15 protein-coding genes and 1 pseudogene are annotated in these 20,566 nt (G+C 73.8%); 13 read left to right on the top strand and 3 right to left on the bottom strand.

The window, feature by feature from the left end; translation table 11 throughout:
- Positions 1 to 61 precede the first annotated feature (61 nt).
- The 4 genes from ACIPXB_RS18990 (at position 62) to ACIPXB_RS18975 (ending at position 4,441) form a co-directional block, all read left to right on the top strand.
- Positions 62 to 667: a YdbC family protein gene (locus ACIPXB_RS18990; RefSeq protein ID WP_401451108.1), complete on the top strand. Its 606-nt coding sequence runs from the start codon at positions 62 to 64 to the stop codon at positions 665 to 667.
- 125 nt (positions 668 to 792) lie between these two features.
- Positions 793 to 1,452, top strand: coding sequence for a histidine phosphatase family protein (locus tag ACIPXB_RS18985; protein WP_401451107.1), 660 nt, complete (start codon positions 793 to 795; stop codon positions 1,450 to 1,452).
- An 11-nt stretch (positions 1,453 to 1,463) separates the two neighbouring features.
- On the top strand, positions 1,464 to 2,372 hold the full coding sequence (locus tag ACIPXB_RS18980; protein ID WP_401451104.1) for an ADP-ribosylglycohydrolase family protein: 909 nt from the start codon (positions 1,464 to 1,466) through the stop codon (positions 2,370 to 2,372).
- A gap of 164 nt (positions 2,373 to 2,536) precedes the next feature.
- Positions 2,537 to 4,441 (top strand): DUF4153 domain-containing protein, encoded by a 1,905-nt coding sequence (locus ACIPXB_RS18975; protein WP_401451101.1) that lies wholly within the window; start codon positions 2,537 to 2,539, stop codon positions 4,439 to 4,441.
- Between the two features lie 107 nt (positions 4,442 to 4,548).
- Here the strand turns inward: ACIPXB_RS18975 and ACIPXB_RS18970 are convergent.
- Positions 4,549 to 5,887: pseudogene (locus tag ACIPXB_RS18970) on the bottom strand (MFS transporter).
- A gap of 72 nt (positions 5,888 to 5,959) precedes the next feature.
- Here ACIPXB_RS18970 and ACIPXB_RS18965 point away from each other — a divergent pair.
- The 3 genes from ACIPXB_RS18965 to ACIPXB_RS18955 are packed head-to-tail and all read left to right on the top strand — an operon-like array spanning position 5,960 to position 8,014.
- Positions 5,960 to 6,571, top strand: coding sequence for a TetR/AcrR family transcriptional regulator (locus ACIPXB_RS18965; RefSeq protein WP_401451098.1), 612 nt, complete (start codon positions 5,960 to 5,962; stop codon positions 6,569 to 6,571).
- Between the two features lie 58 nt (positions 6,572 to 6,629).
- Positions 6,630 to 7,340: a ribonuclease HII gene (locus ACIPXB_RS18960; protein WP_401451095.1), complete on the top strand. Its 711-nt coding sequence runs from the start codon at positions 6,630 to 6,632 to the stop codon at positions 7,338 to 7,340.
- Between the two features lie 59 nt (positions 7,341 to 7,399).
- A complete protein-coding gene (locus ACIPXB_RS18955) occupies positions 7,400 to 8,014 on the top strand; it encodes a hypothetical protein (protein ID WP_401451092.1) in 615 nt (204 codons plus the stop codon).
- 214 nt (positions 8,015 to 8,228) lie between these two features.
- Here the strand turns inward: ACIPXB_RS18955 and ACIPXB_RS18950 are convergent, their stop codons facing one another.
- A complete protein-coding gene (locus ACIPXB_RS18950; RefSeq protein ID WP_401451089.1) occupies positions 8,229 to 8,858 on the bottom strand; it encodes a hypothetical protein in 630 nt (209 codons plus the stop codon).
- A 214-nt stretch (positions 8,859 to 9,072) separates the two neighbouring features.
- Positions 9,073 to 11,232 carry a RecQ family ATP-dependent DNA helicase gene (locus ACIPXB_RS18945; RefSeq protein ID WP_401451087.1) on the bottom strand — a complete coding sequence of 720 codons (2,160 nt, stop codon included), beginning with the start codon at positions 11,230 to 11,232 and terminating at the stop codon, positions 9,073 to 9,075.
- 126 nt (positions 11,233 to 11,358) lie between these two features.
- On the opposite strand from ACIPXB_RS18945, the gene ACIPXB_RS18940 reads away from it, so the two are divergent.
- From ACIPXB_RS18940 to ACIPXB_RS18915, 6 genes are all read left to right on the top strand, one after another.
- Complete coding sequence (locus ACIPXB_RS18940) at positions 11,359 to 12,594, top strand: DUF4192 domain-containing protein (protein ID WP_401451084.1); 1,236 nt, start codon at positions 11,359 to 11,361, stop codon at positions 12,592 to 12,594.
- A gap of 143 nt (positions 12,595 to 12,737) precedes the next feature.
- Positions 12,738 to 14,801: a glycogen debranching N-terminal domain-containing protein gene (locus tag ACIPXB_RS18935; protein WP_401451082.1), complete on the top strand. Its 2,064-nt coding sequence runs from the start codon at positions 12,738 to 12,740 to the stop codon at positions 14,799 to 14,801.
- Between the two features lie 132 nt (positions 14,802 to 14,933).
- Positions 14,934 to 15,680 (top strand): NUDIX domain-containing protein, encoded by a 747-nt coding sequence (locus ACIPXB_RS18930; RefSeq protein ID WP_401451080.1) that lies wholly within the window; start codon positions 14,934 to 14,936, stop codon positions 15,678 to 15,680.
- A 110-nt stretch (positions 15,681 to 15,790) separates the two neighbouring features.
- Positions 15,791 to 17,536, top strand: coding sequence for an ATP-binding cassette domain-containing protein (locus ACIPXB_RS18925; protein WP_401451077.1), 1,746 nt, complete (start codon positions 15,791 to 15,793; stop codon positions 17,534 to 17,536).
- A 191-nt stretch (positions 17,537 to 17,727) separates the two neighbouring features.
- Entirely contained in the window at positions 17,728 to 18,615 is an 888-nt protein-coding gene (locus ACIPXB_RS18920) for a FadR/GntR family transcriptional regulator (protein WP_401451074.1), read from the top strand.
- 319 nt (positions 18,616 to 18,934) lie between these two features.
- The gene (locus tag ACIPXB_RS18915) at positions 18,935 to 20,518 is read left to right on the top strand and encodes an RNA polymerase sigma factor (protein ID WP_401451072.1); all 1,584 of its coding nucleotides are present in this window, start codon (positions 18,935 to 18,937) and stop codon (positions 20,516 to 20,518) included.
- Positions 20,519 to 20,566 lie beyond the last annotated feature (48 nt).

The raw sequence follows: 20,566 nt of genomic DNA, 5'->3' as shown, positions 1-20,566 counted from the left end.
GGTGCGTATCCACCGGTCCGGGGACTGACCGGGGCAGGCCCGGGCACCGTACGATGGCGCGGTGCTGGTCAAGTGGATTCGCTGCACGGTGACGGACCGACGCGGGTTCGAGCGGGGGCAGCGGAAATGGGCGGGGCTGCCGGGCGAGCCGGGATTCCGGGGGCAGGGCGGCGGCTGGAGCCGGGGGAGGCAGGGGGTCGCGCATGTATTCGCGTTCTGGGAGAGCCGGTCGTTCTACGACTCCTTCATGGCCCGCTCGCACGACCGGCTGGCCGCCTCGCAGCACGGCACCTACCGCGATGCGCGGGTGACGCTCTTCGACCACCGCTTCGACGTGAAGACCGGCTTCGAACCGCGCTTCACCGACGCCGACGTCGTACGCGTCGCCCACTGCCGGGTGCGGGAGGGACGGGAGGACCACTTCGCGCTCATGCAGGAGAAGGTGTGGAACCCGGCGATGGCCGGGTCGCCGGGCATGCTGCGCGGGCTCTTCGGTGAGGCGCCGGGCCGGGAGTTCCTGGTCCTGTCGATGTGGCAGTCGGCGGCCGAGCACGGCAAGTACCGCCAGGAACGGGTCGAACGGCTCTCGCTGCGCGCCCAGACCGAAGCCGATGTCGAGGCCCTCACCGGCGATGTCGTGGACCTGGAGCCCTCCTGGACCGTGTGACCTGTGACCTGTGACCTGTGACCCGTGGCCTGTGACCCGTGGCCTGTGAACCCGCCCCGTCCGCCGGCGCCGCACGCGGCGGGGCCGGGGTCGTGGGCCGGGAGCGGTCGCATTAGGGTCGAGGAATGGTACGACCTCGGCGCATCGTCCTCGTCCGGCACGGCGAATCGGAGGGCAACACTGACGACACGGTGTACGAGAGGGAGCCCGACCACGCCCTGCGGATGACCCGTACCGGCCACGCCCAGGCGGCGGCGGCCGGCGTACGGCTGCGCGAGCTGTTCGGCGACGAGCACATCAGCGCGTACGTCTCCCCGTACCGCCGGACCCTGCAGACCTTCCGCGACCTCGGCCTGGACCCGGCCCGGGTACGGATGCGCGAGGAGCCGCGGCTGCGCGAACAGGACTGGGGCAACTGGCAGGACCGGGACGACGTCCGGCTGCAGAAGGCCTACCGGGACGCCTACGGACACTTCTTCTACCGCTTCGCGCAGGGGGAGTCGGGCGCCGACGTGTACGACCGGGTCGGTTCGTTCCTGGAGAGCCTGTACCGGAGTTTCGAGGCCCCGGACCATCCCCCGAACGTCCTGCTGGTGACGCACGGGCTGACGATGCGGCTGTTCTGCATGCGCTGGTTCCACTGGTCTGTGGCCGAGTTCGAGTGCCTGTCGAACCCGGGGAACGGCGATTTCCGGATACTGCTGATGGGGGACGACGGGCGCTACCGGCTGGACCGCCCGTTTGAGCGGTGGACCACACCCGAGCCTTACGACCTGGACGGCTAGAGTGACCCGCGATGACCCCTGATTCCTCTTCCGAACGGCGCTACGCACGCGCCCTGGCCAGCCTGCGCGGGCTGGCGATCGGGGACGCCCTGGGATCCCAGTTCTTCGTCCCCGCCCACTACCCGCTGCTCAAGCGGCGCGAACTGCCTGCCGGTCCCTGGCAGTGGACCGACGACACCGAGATGGCCTGCTCCGTCGTCGCCGTCCTCGCCGGACACGGCCGCATCGACCAGGACGCGCTGGCCGACTCCTTCGCCCACCACCACGACTTCGACCGCGGCTACGGCCCGGCGGTCAACCGCATGCTGCGCCTGGTCAGGGAGGGCGGGGACTGGCGCACGCTTGCCGCCGAGCTCTTCAACGGGCAGGGCTCGTGGGGCAACGGCGCGGCGATGCGGATCGCTCCGCTCGGCGCCTGGTACGCCGACGACCCGGAGCAGGCCACGCACCAGGCGGAGATCTCCGCGTACACCACCCATCAGCACCGCGAGGCGGTGTGCGGGGCGATGGCCGTCGCCGCGGCGGCGGCGCTGGCGGCCGCCCCGGACGGTCCCCCGAAGCCCGAGGCCCTGCTGGACGGGGTGATCGCGCTCGTGCCGCGCAGTGCGGTCGGCGCGGGGCTGCGGCGGGCCCGGGACATGCTGGACTACGGCGACGCGACGACGGTGGCGGCGGTGCTGGGCTGCGGGCGGCGCACGAGCGCCCACGACACGGTGCCCTTCGCCCTGTGGTCGGCGGCGCGGGCGCTGCAGGACTTCGAGCGGGCCTTCTGGACCACCGCGCAGGTGGGCGGCGACGTGGACACGACCTGCGCGATCGTCGGAGGCGTGCTGGGTGCGCAGGGCGACGAGGCGCTGCCGTCGGCCTGGCTGGCGCAGACCGAGGCCCTGCCGGCCTGGCTGCCGGAGACCGTGCGCTAACGGGCGGCGCCGGGGGCCGGTAGTGGTCCAACGGACCGGTCGGCGGCCCGATTTGGCTGGAACTATGTGTCACGGTCCTGTCACAGGAACCCGCTGATCCTGGCCGGAAACGCACGTCACGGGCCTACTCTGTCCGCTTCGCGGCGACAGGGGAGGGGACCCGAATGACCGAGAACGCAGAGGCGGATCCGACGGCCGGGGACGGCCCGCAGCCGGGGGAGGCCGCAAAGGCCGCGGCCAGTGGCGGGGCTGCTGTGACTGGCGGGGCCGGTGCGGCCGACACGGATGGTGCGGCTGGCAGTGCCGGTGCGGCCGACGGGGATGGTGTGGCTGACGGTGCCGGTGTGACCGGATCCGGGCCCGGTGCCGGGGGTCCGGGGGCGGCCGGGGGCGGGCCGCAGGGCAGGGCCGCCGGTGGCTCCGGGCAGCCGCACGCCGTACCGCCCGGGGGACCGGACCGGCCGCCTGCCGGGGTACCGGGGCCGTCGCACGGTGGGCCCGGGGCGGGGCCGGTCGGCGCCGGTGCCGGCGCGTGGGCCGGCGGGCGTCCGCAGGTTCCGTACGGAGCACGCCCGCAGAAGGCGCCCGGCTGGGCGGAGGTCATCCGGCCCGCCGAGCCGGCGCCGGTCCGCACCGCGACGCTGGTCGCCATCCCGGCCAGCGGTCTGGCCGCGGCGCTGCTGCTCGGTGACGGGCTCGGCCCGGGGCTGCTGATCGCCGTCGTACCGGCGATCGTCGCGGCGTACGTCGCCGCCCGCGCCGCCGGACGTACCGCCCGCCCCTGGACCCTGGTCTGGGCGCTGGGCTGCCTCGCCCTGCTGGCCGTGCCCGCGCTGCGCGACTCCGCCTGGCCCGCCACCCTCGCGCTGCTCGCGGCCGTCGGGCTCGGCGCGCTGGCCCTCTACGGCAGCCGCACCTGGCCCGGGGTCCTGCTCAGCCCGCTCGGCTTCTTCGACGCCATGCCGACCGGCGTCGCCTGGGCCTGGGCCGGGCTGGCGGCACGCAGCGGCGGCAGCCGCGAGCGCTGGTGGCCACTGGTCAAGGCGGGGGGCGTGGCGGTCGTCCTGCTCGTCCTGTTCGGCGCCCTGTTCGCCTCCGCCGACGCCGCTTTCGCCGACCTGCTCGGCGGGCTGATCCCCGAGGTCTCGGTCGCCGACGGCCCGTTCCGCTTCCTGCTCTTCATGGTCGGCCTGCTCGCCGCACTCGCCGCCGCCCGTGCGGCCGCGGCCCCGCTGCGCTGGGACCGGATCGAGGTGGCCCCGGGCACGCCGCGCTCGCGCGTCGAGTGGGCGCTGCCGCTGGTCCTGCTCAGCCTGCTCTTCGCCGGCTTCAACGCCGTTCAGCTGACGGTGCTGTTCGGCGGCTACTCCGAGGTCCTGGACCGCACCGGGCTGTCCTACGCCGCGTACGCCCGCCAGGGTTTCTGGCAGTTGCTGTGGGCCACCCTGCTCACGCTCGCGGTGATCGCGCTCGCCCTGCGCTGGGCCCCGCGTTCGGGTCCCGCCGACCGGCGCCTGGTGCGCGGCGTGCTGGGCAGCCTGTGCCTGCTCACGCTGGTCGTGGTGGCGTCCGCGCTGCGCCGCATGGATTTCTACGTCGACGCGTACGGGCTGACGCGGTTGCGCGTCTCGGTGGCGGCCATGGAGCTGTGGCTCGGGCTGGTCATCGTACTGATCATGGCGGCCGGGGTGTTCGGCGCGCGTGGGCTGCCGCGTGCGGTCGTGGCGAGCGCGGGGGCGGCCGTGCTGGCCTTCGGGCTGCTGTCGCCGGACGGCATGGTCGCGGAGCGGAACGTGGCCCGTTTCGAACGGGACGGCACGATCGACCTGGCCTACTTCCAGACGCTCTCGGCGGACGCCGTGCCCGCGCTGGACCGGCTCCCCGAACCGCAGCGCTCGTGCGCGCTGCGCGGGATCAACGACAGGCTCGCGGAGCGTGGCCGCACGCCCTGGTACGCGGCCAGTTGGGGCGAGGAGCGGGCCAAGTGGCTCCTGAAGGACCGCCCGGTGACGGCCTCGTACGAGGTCTGCTCGAAGCTCGGTGCGTTCGGCAGCCGCGTCGAGTACTGACGGCGCGGCTGCCGGCTCCATGCGCGTGCACGGAGCCATGCGCGTGCATGGCTCCGTACGCGCGCGGGTCCCGTACGGCGTCCGTACGTGGTGCTCGTGCGCGACCTTCAGGCCACCGGTCCCGCCCCCGCGGCGGAACCGCTCAGGGCCTCGAGGTCGCTCTTGCGTACCCGGACCACCAGCAGCGCGGTGAGCAGGGCGAGCGCGGCCATGGCGACGGCCGCGAGGAACGAGGTGGAGATGCCGTGGGTGAGCACGGCGTCGCCCCACGGATCCGGCAGCTGCTTGGTCTGAAGGAACGCCGCCTTCTGGGCCTCGTCGGCCTGTCGCATGAAGTCCGTGGTCTGCCGGGCGCCCTCCTCGCGGGCCGCCGTGCCGAAGACGGTGACCAGGATGGACAGTCCGAGCGAGCCGCCCACCTGCTGGCTGGCGTTGAGCAGCCCCGACGCCGCGCCCGCCTCGTGCGGCGCCACGCCGGAGACGGAGGTGAGGGTGAGCGTGACGAAGTTCAGGCCCATGCCGAAACCGAACAGCAGCATCGGGCCGAGCACGCCGGTGACGTAGGAGCTGTCGGTGTCGATGAAGGCCAGCCAGGCCAGCCCGGTGCCGGTGATCGCCGACCCGGTGACCATGAACGGCTTGGGGCCCAGGCGTGGCAGGAAGCGCTGGGACAGGCCGGCGGCCGTGACGATCGCGACGGTCACCGGGAGGAAGGCCGAACCGGACTGGATGGGGGAGAAGCCCAGCACGTTCTGCACGAACTGGACGATGAAGAAGAACATGCCGAACATCGCGGCGGCGAGGCTGAGCATCGCCCGCGACGTCGAAGCGGCCGGGGTGACGCTCGGACTCGTTGATGTAGAGCGGGGCGAGGACGGCGATCAGCACGCCGATCGGGACGTTGACGAACAGCACCCAGCGCCAGTCGAGCCACTCGGTCAGCATGCCGCCGGCGAGCAGGCCGATCGCGCCGCCGCCCGCCGAGACGGCGGCGAAGACGCCGAAGGCCCGGTTGCGTTCCGGGCCTTCGGCGAACGTGGTGATCAGCGCCAGTGAGGTGGGTGACGCGATCGCGCCGCCGCCCCCTTGCAGCGCGCGGGCGGCGAGCAACTGCCAGGGCTCCTGCGCGAAGCCGCCGAGCAGGGAGGCGGCCGTGAACAGCAGGATTCCGGCCATGAAGACCCGGCGCCGGCCCAGGATGTCACCGGCCCGGCCGCCCAGCAGGAGCAGGCCTCCGAAGGCGAGGGTGTAGGCGCTGAGCACCCAGGAGAGGTCGGTGGTGGAGAAGGAGAGGGCGGTCTGGATGTGCGGCAGGGCGATGTTCACGATGGTCGCGTCGAGGACGACCATGAGCTGGCACGCGGCGATGACGGCGAGCGCCACTCCGGGGCGCCCCGCACGGCGGGCCTTGCCCGGTATTCGGGGCGGATCCCCCCAAAGTGAAATAGTGAACGCAAGCGTTCACTACGGCTGAAAACATGTGCGACGGGCGTACGGGCCGGGGCGGAGGTGCCGGAGATGATGGGTGCGCGCTGGCCGGAGGTTCCGGCGGGGGCCGCGGGGCGGCGGCGCGGGGCGGAGCTCGTGCGGGCGATCCTCGACGCCGCGCTGGGGCAGCTCAGTACGGTCGGCTGGAACGGGCTCACGATGGAGGGCGTCGCGGCGCAGGCCCGTACCGGCAAGGCGGCCGTCTACCGGCGCTGGCCCTCCAAGACCGACCTCGTCGCCGTGGTGCTGCGGGCCGGCCTGCCGTCACTGGGGGAGATCCCGGACCAGGGGTCCGTCCGGGAGGACCTGATCCTGCTGTGCCGCCGGATGCGTGACTCGATGCACTCGCGCTCCGGGCAGGCGCTGCGCTCGGTCCTTCACGAATGCGACAGCGGTAGCGCACAGGCCTTCCGAGAGATCATCCGGTCCGTGGTCATCGATCCGTCGGCGGGGCTGGTCAGGGACCTTGTGCGGCGAGGAATCGAGCGGGGGGACGTCCGCCCCGACGCCACGGGCGACTACATCGCCGACGTGATTCCGGCGATGATGATGTACCGCTCGAAGGTGTGCGGGAGCGAATGGGAGGACTCTGACATCACGGAAATGATCGATCAGGTGCTCGTGCCGCTTCTCAGGGTGTGAGCCACGCCCGGCCCGGGGTGTCGCAGGGGGCTCCGGGCGGCGTAACCTTGCTGGCGCCATGCCGTACGAAGCACCCACCCACACCGTCGAACGCTCCCTCCGCGCTACCACCGGCGCCAAGGTCATCGCCGGGGTCGACGAAGTCGGACGAGGGGCATGGGCCGGTCCCGTCACCGTCTGCGCGGCGATCACCGGCCTGCGCCGGCCGCCCGAAGGGCTCACCGACTCCAAGCTCCTGACCCCCAAGCGGCGCGACGAGCTCGCGGCCGTGCTGGAGGAATGGGTCACGGCGCACGCCCTCGGGCACGCCTCTCCGGAGGAGATCGACGAGCTCGGGATGACGGCCGCCCTGCGGCTCGCGGCGGTACGGGCCCTGGAGGCCCTGCCGGTGCGGCCCGACGCGGTGATCCTCGACGGCAAGCACGACTATCTCGGCCCGCCCTGGCGGGTCCGTACCGTCATCAAGGGCGACCGCTCCTGCGTCGCCGTCGCGGCGGCCTCGGTGATCGCCAAGGTCCGGCGCGACCGGATGATGGCGGAGCTCGGTGAAGGGGGCGGCGGAATCGGGGACTTCGGCTTCGCCGCCAACGCCGGCTACCCCTCGCCCGTGCACCGGGCGGCACTTGAGGCGCTCGGGCCCACCCCGTACCACCGGCTGTCGTGGGCCTACCTCGACACGCTGCCCCAGTGGCGGCACCTGAAGAAGGTCCGCCGTAGCGAGGAAGCGCTGGAGCTGGAAATCGGAGGCCAACTCGGCTTCGATTTCTGATCGCACCCACGTGCCACCCACCGGTACGTTTCGTACCGGTGTTTGATAGACATCAACACATGCCTCTCACCCCCGAGGAGCCTCAGATTCACGAGAGTGCCCAGGGTCCCCGCGTCACGCCGGCCGCAGGCCGCACGCAGACCCCCCGCCCCGTACCTGGTCCGCGTCCCGCAGCCGTACCCCGGCCCGGACGCCCCGGTCCCCGTCCCGCCCCGCCCGCGCAGCGCGGTCCGGCCGGCCACGGAACCTCCGCCACCCCCACCGCACCGTCGGTCTCCGTCGCGGTGCCGCAGATCCAGCTCATCCCGGCCTCCGCCGAGGGCGCGCTGGACGCGGCCGAAGAGGCCGTCGACCTGCTGCTCGACACCGGGCGCGCACCCGGCGACATCCTGGTGCTGACCACCGGCGACCCGCACCCGTGGGCCGCGCACGAACTGTCCTTCGGCGAGGCCGCCTACTGGGCCCAGCACGACGCCGGGGACGACGTCTTCTACGCCGACGCCTCGCAGGTGCAGCGTGCCGCGGGCCGTGCGGTCGTGGTCTTCGCGGTCAACGGCGGACCGGCGGACGTGACGGCCGGTGCCCTGCCGGTCGCGCTCAAGCGCGCCGGTGCGCTGCTGATCGTGTGCGGCGACCCGCAGCAGATCAACTCCGTGCTGGGGGCGGGCGTCTGACGCCCCGTACCCGGCCGAGGGCGAGGGGCGGGGCAGGCCGCGAGCCGGCCCCGCTGTAGCCCCCTGCCGTCCGCCGTCCCTCCGCGGGACCGCCGGTACGGCGCTCAGCGGGTGGCAGTACGGCGTGCAGTGCTACGGCGCCGAGCGGGCGGAGGACGGCGTGCGGTGCTCTGGCGACCGGTGCGTGGCAGCGGGGCCCGTGGTGGTGCCGCGCTCAGCGCGCGGCGGTACGGCGCAAAGCCTCGGCCGCGCCACCGCCCGTACGCGGCGTCAGGGGAACGGGCTCCGGCGTGGTGTCGCCCAGCCGGACCGGCCGTGAGTCGGAGCTGGGCCGACGGCCGCCCCGGCCTTCACCGAGCACCTGCCAGCCCTCGCGCGTCAGGGTGATGTACGCGCCGCAGCGCAGCCCGTGCAGCGTGCAGGCGTCGCGCAGCCCCCACATCCAGGCCCCGTCCTCCTCGGTCCACCGCTCGTCGCCCTCGCGGCAGTAGAGCAGCACGGCCGTCCTGACGGGAGTTCTTCTTCGCAGGTCGTGCGGGATCACCCGACGCAGCAGCGCGAGCAGCGCGTTGCGGTACTCCCAGCCGTCCGCCGAGGCCGACCGCTGTACGAACGAGGCGCTCGCCACCAGTCGTTCCTCGGGGTCGAGGACGGCGATCACAGCAGTCGAGAGCACCGGAGCGTGCCGCGAGTGCAGTCCGCCGACCAGCTCGCGCGGATTGCGCAACAGCGGGATTCCGGCGGCAGTCCACTCCGCCGGCTCCAGCAGCCTGCCGTGCCGCCTGACGCCGTCGGTGGCCGCCTGCGGTGACGAGGCCGCGGGCGGGGCGAATCCGAAGGTCACGGTCCTCCCTTCGGGTACACGCCCGCGGACGGGCACGGCTGGGGTGTGGGCGCGCCGCAGCGTGGCCCTATGGGTGCCGACGAGCCGTGCGGGAGCCCTCCGATTCTCGCGTGGCCCGCGAGCATGCGGCAACGAGCAATTGACGCCGCCGACCGGAATTGGTTGGTTTGCCGTTCATATCCTTGCCCCGAAGCGTTCACCATGACGCCTCCCGTTACGGCTGAACGGCCAAGACCAGCGGGAACACTTCCCGAGTGCCCGCCAGCCGGAGCAGCCGGGCGGCGACGGCCAGGGTCCAGCCTGTCTCCGCGCGGTCGTCGACGAGGAGCACCGGACCCGCTGCTTCCGCCAGCGTGGCGGCCAGCTCCGGGGGAACGGTCAAGGACTGGTGGAGCCCGCGCACCCGCTGCGCGCTGTTGGACGAGGAGAGCCCGAACTCCGGCATCTGCTCGGTGTACGCCAGCGTGCCGAGCAGCGGAATCCGCCCGACCGCCGAGATCCGGGCGGCCAGGGAACCGACCAGCTGAGGCCGGCTGCGCGAGGGCAGCGCCACCACGCCCACCGGCCGGGCCGGCGCGTCCGGCGCGCCGGAGGCCCAGCCGCCCGGGCCGCGTGCCCAGTCGGCGAGCACCGCGACCACCGCCTGCGCGACGTCGTCCGGAATCGGCTGATCCGGAGCCTGCGGTGCCAGCATCGGACGCAGCCGGTTGCCCCAGCCGATGTCGGAGAGGCGCCCCAGCGCCCGGCCCGTCGCGGCCTGCTCCCCGGCCGGGATCCGGCCCTTGAGATCGACACCGACGGCCGCCAGGCCCGTCGGCCACATCTTGCGCGGCTCCAGCTCCACGCCCGGTCGGCCCAGCTCCCCGCGGGCCGTGTCCAGTGCCGCGGGGGAGACGTCGGCCGTGAACCGGGCCCCCGCGCAGTTGTCGCAGCGGCCGCACGGCGCGGCCTCCTCGTCGTCCAGCTGGCGGCGCAGGAACTCCATACGGCAGCTCGTGGCCGCCGCGTAGTCGCGCATCGCCTGCTGCTCGGCGGCCCGCTGCCGGGCCACCCACGCGTACCGCTCGGTGTCGTACACCCACGGCTCGCCCGTCGCGGTCCAGCCCCCCTTCACCCGGTGCACCGCGCCGTCGACGTCGAGGACCTTGAGCATCGTCTCGAGCCGGGTGCGCCGCAGGTCGACCAGCGGTTCCAGCGCCGGCAGCGACAGGGGCCGGCCGGCCCGCGCCAGCACGTCGAGGGTGCGCCGTACCTGCTCCTCGGGCGGGAAGGCGACCGAGGCGAAGTACTGCCAGATCGCCTCGTCCTCCCGGCCGGGCAACAGCAGCACCTCCGCGTGCTCCACACCGCGGCCGGCGCGGCCCACCTGCTGGTAGTAGGCGATCGGCGAGGACGGCGAGCCCAGGTGCACCACGAAGCCCAGGTCGGGCTTGTCGAAGCCCATGCCCAGCGCCGAGGTCGCGACGAGCGCCTTGACCCGGTTGGCCTGCAGGTCCTCCTCGGCCTGCTGGCGCTCGGCGTTCTCCGTCTTCCCCGTGTACGAGGCGACCGTGTGCCCCCGGTGGCGCAGGTACGCGGTGACCTCCTCGGCCGCCGCCACCGTCAGGGTGTAGATGATCCCGGAGCCGGGCAGCTCGCCCAGGTGGTCGGCCAGCCACGCCAGCCGGTGCGCCGCGTCGGGAAGCGTCAGCACCGCGAGGCTCAGGCTTTCCCGGTCCAGTGTGCCGCGCAGCACCAGCGCGTCCGTGCCCGCGCCCGTGCCCAGCTGCTCGGCGACGTCCGCGGTCACGCGGGCGTTCGCCGTCGCGGTCGTGGCCAGCACCGGGACGCCCGGCGGCAGGTCGGCCAGCATCGTGCGCAGCCGGCGGTAGTCGGGGCGGAAGTCGTGGCCCCAGTCGGAGATGCAGTGCGCCTCGTCGACCACCAGCAGGCCGGTCGCCGCGGCGAGCTTGGGCAGCACCTGGTCCCGGAACTCCGGGTTGTTCAGCCGCTCCGGACTCACCAGCAGGACATCGACCGCGCCCTGCGCGACCTCGGCCTGGATGCCCTCCCACTCCTCCGGATTGGCGGAGTTGATGGTCCGGGCGTGGATGCCGGCCCGGGCCGCGGCCTCGACCTGATTGCGCATCAGCGCGAGCAGCGGGGAGACGATCACGGTGGGCCCCGCACCGGCCGCACGCAGCAGGGACGTCGCCACGAAGTACACCGCGGACTTGCCCCAGCCCGTCCGCTGCACCACCAGGGCGCGCCGCTTGTGGGCGACGAGGGCCTCGATCGCCCGCCACTGGTCCTCGCGCAGCCGCGCGGCGCCCGTCGGGTCTCCCACGAGACGGGCGAGCACGGAATCGGCCGAGGACCTCAGGTCTGCGTTCATGCCCCCATGCAACCCGATGCGTCGGACATCGCGCCAACGGCGTCTCGGAGGATGTGGATGTTGAAGGGTGAAGAGTAGTTATCCACAGGGGTTTTCGGATCGGATCATGCGCGGGACCGTCGAGCCATGACGAAGCAACTCGAACCACGCGACCCGTCCGGACCGTCCACCGACCCGCAGATCACCCTGCGCAGCCCCGCGGAGCTGGCCGACGCCCTGCCCTACATGGTCGGCTTCCACCCCACCGACTCCCTCGTGATGGTCGCCGTGCACGGCGAGGGCGGCCGCTTCGGCGGCCGGCTGCGTGTGGGCATCCCGGCATCTCCCGCGGAGTGGGAGGACACCGCCCGGCAGGCGGCGGAGTGCCTGATCCGCGGCAGCGAGCGGCGCGCCGGCAAGCCCGACGGGATCGTCGTCTTCCTGTGCCAGGATCCGCGCGACGGCGAGACCGGCCAGCGGGTGATGACCAGGCTGCGGCCGCTCGCCCAGCGCCTCCGGCTCGCCTGCGGGACCCTCGACGTGCCGGTGCTGGAGGCGCTGTGCATCTCCGCCGGCCGGTACTGGAGCTACTGCTGTCCAGACCCGCGCTGCTGCCCGGCCGAGGGCAACGCGCTGGCTCTGCCCGGCACCTCGGTGATGGCGGCGGCCGCCACCTTCGCCGGACTCCAGGTCCGCGGCTCGCTCAAGGACATCGAGAGCCGCCTGCTGCCCCTGCGCGGGGCCGCCGCCGAGGAGCAGGAGCGGGCCCTGGACCGGGCCGCCGTCGCCCTCGTGCCGAGGATCCTGGGCGGTGCGACCAAGGAGGAGGTGGGCGCCGAGACCCTCACCCTGGCCCGCAGCCTGATGGAGCGCCTCACCCTCGCCCCGCCCCCGGAGGGCGGGCCCTGCGCCGACGACCGGGACGACGCACTGCTCGGCCACGACGAGGCCGCCACGCTGATCCTCGGACTCCAGGACCGCGAGGTGCGCGACATCGCCGCCGAGTGGATGGAGGACGAGGAGGCGGCCCCGGCCCTGCGGCTGTGGCGGGCACTGGCCCGGCGCTGCGTCGGGGCGTACACCGAGCACGCGGCAGCCCCCCTCACCCTGGCCGGCTGGGTCTCCTGGTCGACCGGTGACGAACCGACCGCGCGGATCGCGCTGGCGCTGGCCCTGCGGGCCGACGCCGACTACCGGTTCGCCCAGCTGCTCCACCACGCCTGCAACGAGGGCATGGACCCCGAGGGGCTGCGCCACTGCCTGCGGGAGGAACGCCGCCGACGCGAACCGGCGCGCAACCGCCCCGCGGCCGGTCGCCCGCCCGGGCGGGCCACCCGCACCGCCCGCCGCGGTACGCGCAGGACGACGGGGAGCGGGCAGTGAACGGGGCCGAGCGGTGGTGGACCCCGCTGCGCAGGGGTGTGCGGAGCGTGACCCGGGCGGGGGCGGCCGCGTTGCGCTGTGGGGTGGTAGTGGCCCGCCCGTGCCGCCCAGCGAAACACACCGGAGCGCAGACAAGGCGACGCATGGCCCACCTCGATTCCCCCGCTCGCCCCCACGACCATCCCCCGGGAGCGCACCCGTCCCGGCCGCCCGCGGCCCCGCCCGCCCGCCGGCCCGACCTGCCGCCCGTGCACGGTGCCGTGCTCTGTGTCGCCGCGCCCAGCCTGGTGATCTCGCCGGAACACGGACAACTGACCGGGCGCGGACTGGACGGCATCTACCGCTCAGGCCGCCGGCTGCTCTCCCGCTGCCTGCTCCGGGTCGCCGGGCACGACCCGGTCGCCGTGCAGGGACGCAGTCTCGGCGCCGACCGGGCCTCCTTCACCGCGACGGTCCGGACCGGGGCGGAGGCCGGTCCGGACCCCGACATCGGTGTGGAGCGGGTGCGGCACGCCGACGGCACCGAGCAGATCACCCTGCGCAGCTACGCCGCCCGCCCGGTGCGGCTGCCCGTCGAGATCTCGCTGGGCACCGATCTGGCCGAGCTGGCCGCCGTCGCGGCAGGCCGGGCCGGGCCCGAGCTGCCCGCCGGCGTGCACACCTCGGGGCTGCGCTGGAGCACCACCGAAGCCCAGGCGGTCACCACCGCCGAACCGCCGCCCGACGACGCCCTCGCCTCCGCCGGGCTGCTGCGGTGGCAGCTGGAACTGGCGCCGGGCGAGTCCCGCACCATCGAGCTGCGCACCACCCAGGACCGCAGCGCGCGGGCACCGGCCGGGCAGGTGGCCAATCCGCTGGCCCAGGCGCGCGCCGAGGGCGACGACCCGAGGGTGGAGGCCTGGTTCCGCACCAGCCTCGCCGACCTGCGGGCGCTGCTGCTGAGAGACCCCGAGGAGCCCGCGGACGCCTTCGTGGCGGCCGGAGTGCCCTGGCGGTGTGGTCTGGCCCCGGCCGAGTCCCTCTGGGCCGCCAGGATGGCACTGCCGCTCGGCACGGGGCTCGCGGCGGCCACCCTCCGGGTCCTCGCCCGCAGCCAGCCCGGGCCCAGCGGCAAGGACACCGGCAGGGGCGCGGGCAAGGGGACCGGGCAGGACGTCGGCAAGATCCCCGGGCCGCTGCGCAGCGCGGGGCCGCACCTGCCGCCCGGGTGTACGGGGACGGAGGCCACCCTCGCCTTCCCCGTCGTGCTCGCCGAAGCCCGGCTGTGGGGGCTGCCCGAGGACGAGGTGGCGCGGCTGCTGCCGGCTGCCGAGCGCTGCCTGGACTGGCTCCGGCGCAGTATCGGGGAGGACGGGCTGCTGGCCGACCCCGATCCGGGGCCGCGGCGCTGTGAGACCCAGGCCCATGCCCACCGGGCCGCGCTGCTCGGCGCCGACCTGCTCGCCGCGTGCGGGCGGCCCGGCGCCGAGGAGTGGCGGCAGTGGGCGGGCGCGCTGCGCGCGCGGTTCCACGAGGCCTTCTGGGTCGACGGACCGGACGGCGGACGGCCCGCCGCCGCCCTGCACCCCGACGGGCGGCCGGTGCCCCGGCTGACCGGAGCCGCGGCGCACCTGCTGGACACCGGACTGCTGGGCGGCGGCCGGGTCGCCCCCGGGCTGCTGGACAAGGTCCGTACCGAACAGCTGGCCCGGTTGCTGGGCGCCCCGGCCATGGACTGCGGATGGGGGCTGCGCAGCATGGCCGCGCGGGAGCCGGGTCACAATCCGTTCGGCCACCGCTCGGGCGCGGTGCGGCCGTACGAGAGCGCCGTCGCGGTGGCCGGACTGGCCGCCGCAGGCTTCGAGAAGGAGGCCGAGGGCCTGCTGCGGGGGCTGCTGGACGCGGCCGAGTGCTTCGGTCACCGGCTGCCGGAGATGTACGCCGCCGAGCAGCGCACCGCGGGCAGCGCTCCGCTTCCGCATCCGGCTGCCTGCCGCCCGGCCGCGGTGGCGGCCGCCGCCGGGATCCACGCGCTGACCGCGTTGGCCGGGATCCGCCCCGACGTCCCGGCGGGCACGGTCGCTCTGGCCCCGCTGGCCGGGGCCCCGCTCGGGGCGGTGCGTCTGTCGGAGCTGCGGGTCGCGGGCGAGCCGTTCACCGTCCGGGTCAGCCGACTCGGCCTCGGGATGGTGGAGGAGGCGGCCGATGCCCTGCAACTGGGTGGGTAGCGGGTCACTTCGGCGCCATCTCGGGCGCAGGGGGCGTGGCCGGTCACCGTGGCGCCCGCTCGCGTTCCGCATTCGGTGGTCCGGGATGGCCAAAGGACTGTTTATCGTCAGGCAGACGACTATGATCGCCGCATGTCGCCCTACGACCCGTCGGCCTATCCGCCCTTCGCTGTCACCGTCGACCTGGTCGTGCTCACCGTGCGGCGCCACGCGCTCTGCGCGCTGGTGGTCCGACGGGGTGAGCCACCGTTCCAGGGACGGTGGGCGCTGCCCGGCGGTTTCGTCCGCGGTGACGAGGACCTGGCGGCCGCCGCGGCCCGCGAGCTCTCCGAGGAGACCGGACTGTGCGCTCACGACGCCGGCGAGCCCGGCGTGGGCAACGGCGCGCACCTGGAGCAGCTCGCCACCTACGGGGACCCCAAGCGCGACCCGCGGATGCGGGTGGTCAGCGTGGCGCATCTGGTCCTGGCGCCCGACCTGCCGGCGCCCCGGGCCGGTGGAGACGCCAACAGCGCGCGCTGGGCCCCCGTGGACGAGCTCCTCGCCGGCGGTGGCGAGGCCCCCTCGGGGCTCGCCTTCGACCACGCGCGGATCCTCGCCGACGGTGTCGAGCGGGCCCGCTCGAAGATCGAGTACTCCTCGCTGGCCACGGCCTTCTGCCCGCCCGAGTTCACCGTCGGTGAGCTGCGCCGGGTGTACGAGGCGGTGTGGGGCGTGGCCCTCGACCCGCGCAACTTCCACCGCAAGGTCACCGGGACCCCCGGGTTCCTGGTGCCGGCCGGGGGCACGACGACCCGTCAGGGCGGACGGCCCGCCCAGCTCTTCCGGGCCGGCGGGGCGACCCTGCTCAATCCGCCGATGCTGCGTCCGGAAGTCTGACGACCCGACATTCCGTCGGGGCGCTTGCATCGAAAATCGGACATATCGCGTTATCTTGCGTGGGGTACTCACACTGCCGCAGAGCGGTCTCACCCCCCGCGGGAGAAGCGATGCTCCAAGCCATCGGACTCACCAGTGCGCCCCGCCGAGACCTCCCTCCCGCCGTGGACGACCTCACCTTCGAGGTCCACCCCGGGAGCGTCACCGCTCTGCTCGGCGAAGCCGGTGCGGGCAAGACCACCGCTCTGCGGCTGATGCTCGAACTCCAACCGGGGCGCGGCGTCACCTACTTCCGCGGCCGCCCCCTGCACCGGATCCCGCATCCCGGCCGTGAGGTGGGCGTCCTGCTCGGGGACGTTCCCGGGCACCCCGCTCGGACGGTCCGCGGCCAGTTGCGGATGCTGTGCGCCGCCGCCGGTGTGCCGGCCGCGCGGGCCGACGCCATGCTCGACGTGGTGGGCATCGCGGGCCTGCGCGACCAGCGGCTCGGTTCGCTCTCGCTCGGCATGGACCGCAGGGTCGGGCTCGCGGCGGCGCTGCTCGCCGACCCGTGCACCCTGCTGCTGGACGAGCCCGCCGCCGGGCTCTCGCCCCGGGAGCGGAACTGGCTGTTCGGGCTGTTGCGCGGTCATGCGGCCCTGGGCGGGGCGGTGTTGTTCACCACCGACGACCCCAAGGAGGCCGCCCGCAGCGCCGACCGGGTCGTCAGCATCGACGCCGGCCGGCTCGTCGCCGACCAGGACGTGGAGGCGTTCGCGCGGACCCGGCTGCGGCCGCGGGTCGCGGTGCGCACCCCGCACGCGGCCCGGCTGGCCGACGTACTGGGCCGCGAGGCGCGCGCCGGACGGCGGGCGGTGGAGATCGTCGAGGAGAGCGGCAGCCGGCTGTCGGTGTACGGCAGCAGCTGCGCGGAGGTCGGTGAGGCGGCGTTCCGGCACGGGGTGCTGGTCCACCAGCTCGCCGACGAGACCGGGGACACCGGCGCGCCGGTCCCGCCGGCCAGGACCGAACCGGGTGACGGGCGTGGCGAGCGCGCCCGGGCGGCGCGCACCGCCGAGCCGCCCGTATCGGCCGTGCGCAGGATGGGCGGGCCGCTGCGGCCACTGCGCTACGAGCTGCGGCGGGTCTTCGGCACCGCCACCCCGGTGCTGACCGCGGCCACCGTGGTCGTCGTGTCCATGGTCACCGCGCTGATCCTGGCCCGGGCCGGGCAGGCCTCGCAGAACCGGCTGCTCGCCGCCTGGCCGCAGTTGTTCCCGCTGCCGCCCGCCGCCATCGGTGCCGGCCTGCTCGGCGCCCTGGCCTTCGGCGAGGAGTACCGCTACCCCGCCCTCGCGGCCGACCGCGGCACCGTGCCCCGGCGGCTGGGGCTGCTGGCCGCCAAGCTCGGTGTCTGCGGCGCCCTCGCCCTGCTCCTCGGCGCCCTCGCGGTCACCGCCGACGCGTTCGCGCTGGCGCTCGTGTTCGACCGCGGCCCGCTGCGGGTGCCGGCCGAGTGGCTCGCCCCGGCGGTGAGTTGGGCCGGGCTCCTCGTCGGCTGCGCCTGGGCGGGCGTACTCGCCTCCGGGGTCTTCCGGTCCGCGACCGCCGGCCTGGCCGCCGTGTTCGCGGTGCCGCTGCTCGTGGTGCCGCTGGTCCGCAAGGCTCTCGACGGCCCCTCCGCGTACCCGGCTTCGGGCATGGCGGCCCGGCTGCGCGGGCTGACCTGGGCGCAGTGGCCGCCGGAGGCGGACCGGCTGGTCCAGGGCGTGCTGCGGGTGATGGCCCAGCCCGTCGGGACCGCTCTGGTGCTCTCGTTGATGGTCCTGTTGTGCGCCTATGGGTTCACCGGCCTGCGCGGCCGAGTCCGCCTCTGATCACTTCGGGACCGAAGCCGGATCCGAGGCGACCGAAGACGTCCGGATCACTCGAACAGGACCACAACTCCTCGCAAAAAGCCCGGTTCCTTACGATAAGTCGTCAATTGCGCAGGTGGCACCGATCACCCTTTCGTGTGCTTTTCACCAAAGACCTCAAGGGTCGCTGAAGCGCGGCCGACAAAGGATTCGTGAGTACCCTTGCGCACACCATGATGACCGCCGCCCGCCACGCCGACACCGGCCTCGCCGGCCCGGGCGAACTCGATCGCTACACCTACGCGGAGGCCTCCGGCACCGACCGCGTCGGAGCGCCCCACTGGGACGGCGCCGACGTCGAGTTGAGCCGGGTGGGCCGTCGCGCGGCGGGCAGCCGCGGCCGGGGCCTGCACGGCCAACTCGTCCAGCAGCTCGGTCAGATGATCGTCTCCGGCGACCTCGGCGCGGACCGCCCGCTGGTCCCCGAGGAGATCGGCCAGCGGTTCGAGGTCTCCCGCACGGTCGTCCGCGAATCGCTGCGGGTCCTGGAGGCCAAGGGCCTCGTCAGCGCCCGCCCCAACGTCGGCACCCGGGTGCGGCCCGTCAGCGACTGGAACCTGCTCGACCCGGACATCATCGAGTGGCGCGCCTTCGGCCCCCAGCGCGAGGACCAGCGCCGCGAGCTCAACGAGCTCCGCTGGACGATCGAGCCGCTCGCCGCCCGCCTCGCCGCCGGCCACGGCCGCCAGGACGTCCAGCAGCGCCTCGCCGACATGGTCGAGATCATGGGCCACGCCCTCGCCCAGGGGGACGCGATCACCTTCGCGCGCGCCGACAACGAGTTCCACGCCCTGCTCATCCAGGTCGCCGGAAACCGCATGCTGGAGCACCTCTCCGGCATCGTCTCCTCCGCGCTCCAGGTCTCCGGCAGCCCGGTCACGTCCTGCGACCGGCCCAGCGAGACCTCCGTCGCGCACCACGCGCGCATCGTCGAGGCCCTGGCCACCGGGGACGCGGTCGGCGCCGAGAACGCCATGCGCCAGCTCCTGACGGTCCACCCCGAGGTCGAGCGCGTGGTTCCGGCCCCGCGCGAGCACTGAGGGCGCCCGGCGAGCGGGGCGCGGAGGCGGAGCGAGCGGTCGCCGGGCCCGGTGGGGGCCCGGCGACATCCATGTGCGGACACGGTATGACTCGGGGATGTGACTCGGGCCACGAATATTGCGCGTAACACTCTGCGAGGTCACGCGATGACTTAAGAGGTGATGGCCGACGGAGGGAAGACAGCAGCCCTTGGGGGTGCTGTACAGCTCCCCGGCCCCTGCCCGCGCCGCCGGACCATCCCCAGGTCGGTGGTCGTCGGCTCCGGTCCAGCACCAGACCGGGGTCGGAAGCCGTTCCCATCGTTCCGAGAGGTTGTTCGTGTCGGCCAGCACATCCCGTACGCTCCCGCCGGAGATCGCCGAGTCCGAGTCTGTGATGGCGCTCATCGAGCGGGGCAAGGCCGAGGGGCAGATCGCCGGCGATGACGTGCGTCGGGCCTTCGAGGCTGACCAGATTCCGCCAACCCAGTGGAAGAATGTTCTGCGCAGCCTCAACCAGATCCTCGAGGAAGAGGGTGTGACGCTGATGGTCAGTGCCGCGGAGTCGCCCAAGCGCCCCCGCAAGAGCGTCGCAGCGAAGACCCCCGCCAAGCGGACGGCCACCGAGCCCGTCGCCAGGAAGACCGCGGCGAGGACGACGGCCGCCAAGACCGTCGCCGCCGCGGCCCCGGCGGCCGGGCCCGTGGAGCCGGACACCACCGACGCGCTCGCGGACGAGACCGGAACCGAGACCGCCCCCGCCAAGAAGGCGGCGGCGAAGAAGACGGCCGCCAAGAAGGCCGCCCCCGCCAAGAAGACCGCCGCGAAGAAGACCGCGGCGAAGAAGACGGCCGCCAAGAAGGACGTCGACGAGGCCTCCGAGGAAGAGCCGCTCGAAGAGGGCCCCGGTGCCGTCAAGGCCGAGGACGAGGAGGAGAGCGGCGAGAACAAGGGCTTCGTGCTCTCCGACGACGACGAGGACGACGCCCCGGCGCAGCAGGTCGCGGTTGCCGGCGCCACCGCCGACCCGGTCAAGGACTACCTCAAGCAGATCGGCAAGGTGCCCCTCCTCAATGCCGAGCAGGAGGTCGAGCTCGCCAAGCGCATCGAGGCGGGCCTGTTCGCCGAGGACAAGCTGGCCAACTCCGACAAGCTGGCCCCCAAGCTCAAGCGCGAGCTGGAGATCATCGCCGAGGACGGCCGCCGCGCCAAGAACCACCTGCTGGAGGCCAACCTCCGCCTCGTGGTCTCCCTCGCCAAGCGCTACACCGGCCGCGGCATGCTCTTCCTGGACCTGATCCAGGAGGGCAACCTGGGCCTGATCCGTGCGGTCGAGAAGTTCGACTACACCAAGGGCTACAAGTTCTCCACCTACGCCACCTGGTGGATCCGCCAGGCGATCACCCGCGCCATGGCGGACCAGGCCCGCACCATCCGCATCCCGGTGCACATGGTCGAAGTGATCAACAAGCTGGCCCGCGTGCAGCGCCAGATGCTCCAGGACCTGGGCCGCGAGCCCACCCCGGAGGAGCTGGCCAAGGAACTCGACATGACCCCCGAGAAGGTCATCGAGGTCCAGAAGTACGGGCGCGAGCCGATCTCCCTGCACACCCCGCTCGGCGAGGACGGCGACAGCGAGTTCGGTGACCTGATCGAGGACTCCGAGGCCGTCGTCCCGGCGGACGCCGTCAGCTTCACGCTCCTGCAGGAGCAGCTGCACTCGGTGCTCGACACGCTCAGCGAGCGCGAGGCCGGCGTGGTCTCCATGCGGTTCGGGCTCACCGACGGCCAGCCGAAGACGCTGGACGAGATCGGCAAGGTCTACGGCGTCACGCGTGAGCGCATCCGCCAGATCGAGTCCAAGACCATGTCCAAGCTCCGGCACCCCTCCCGCTCGCAGGTCCTGCGCGACTACCTCGACTAGGAGCCGGCGCGGGCCGCGCGCGGGTGCGCACGGCCACCGGGCGTCCCA

The sequence above is a fragment of the Streptomyces sp. NPDC090022 genome (genome assembly GCF_044748145.1).
In the GTDB taxonomy this organism is placed as follows: domain Bacteria; phylum Actinomycetota; class Actinomycetes; order Streptomycetales; family Streptomycetaceae; genus Streptomyces.
This window is presented reverse-complemented; position numbering and strand designations above follow the sequence as displayed.

What these genes read in the sequence shown, in the direction of transcription:
- ACIPXB_RS18935 (WP_401451082.1), top strand. Translation starts at nt 12,738, where the DNA reads ATGGCCCACCTCGATTCCCCCGCTCGCCCCCACGACCATCCCCCGGGA.
- ACIPXB_RS18925 (WP_401451077.1), top strand. Translation starts at nt 15,791, where the DNA reads ATGCTCCAAGCCATCGGACTCACCAGTGCGCCCCGCCGAGACCTCCCT.
- ACIPXB_RS18945 (WP_401451087.1), bottom strand. Translation starts at nt 11,232, where the DNA reads ATGAACGCAGACCTGAGGTCCTCGGCCGATTCCGTGCTCGCCCGTCTC.
- ACIPXB_RS18960 (WP_401451095.1), top strand. Translation starts at nt 6,630, where the DNA reads ATGCCGTACGAAGCACCCACCCACACCGTCGAACGCTCCCTCCGCGCT.
- ACIPXB_RS18940 (WP_401451084.1), top strand. Translation starts at nt 11,359, where the DNA reads ATGACGAAGCAACTCGAACCACGCGACCCGTCCGGACCGTCCACCGAC.
- ACIPXB_RS18985 (WP_401451107.1), top strand. Translation starts at nt 793, where the DNA reads ATGGTACGACCTCGGCGCATCGTCCTCGTCCGGCACGGCGAATCGGAG.
- ACIPXB_RS18980 (WP_401451104.1), top strand. Translation starts at nt 1,464, where the DNA reads ATGACCCCTGATTCCTCTTCCGAACGGCGCTACGCACGCGCCCTGGCC.
- ACIPXB_RS18930 (WP_401451080.1), top strand. Translation starts at nt 14,934, where the DNA reads ATGTCGCCCTACGACCCGTCGGCCTATCCGCCCTTCGCTGTCACCGTC.
- ACIPXB_RS18975 (WP_401451101.1), top strand. Translation starts at nt 2,537, where the DNA reads ATGACCGAGAACGCAGAGGCGGATCCGACGGCCGGGGACGGCCCGCAG.
- ACIPXB_RS18965 (WP_401451098.1), top strand. Translation starts at nt 5,960, where the DNA reads ATGATGGGTGCGCGCTGGCCGGAGGTTCCGGCGGGGGCCGCGGGGCGG.
- ACIPXB_RS18955 (WP_401451092.1), top strand. Translation starts at nt 7,400, where the DNA reads ATGCCTCTCACCCCCGAGGAGCCTCAGATTCACGAGAGTGCCCAGGGT.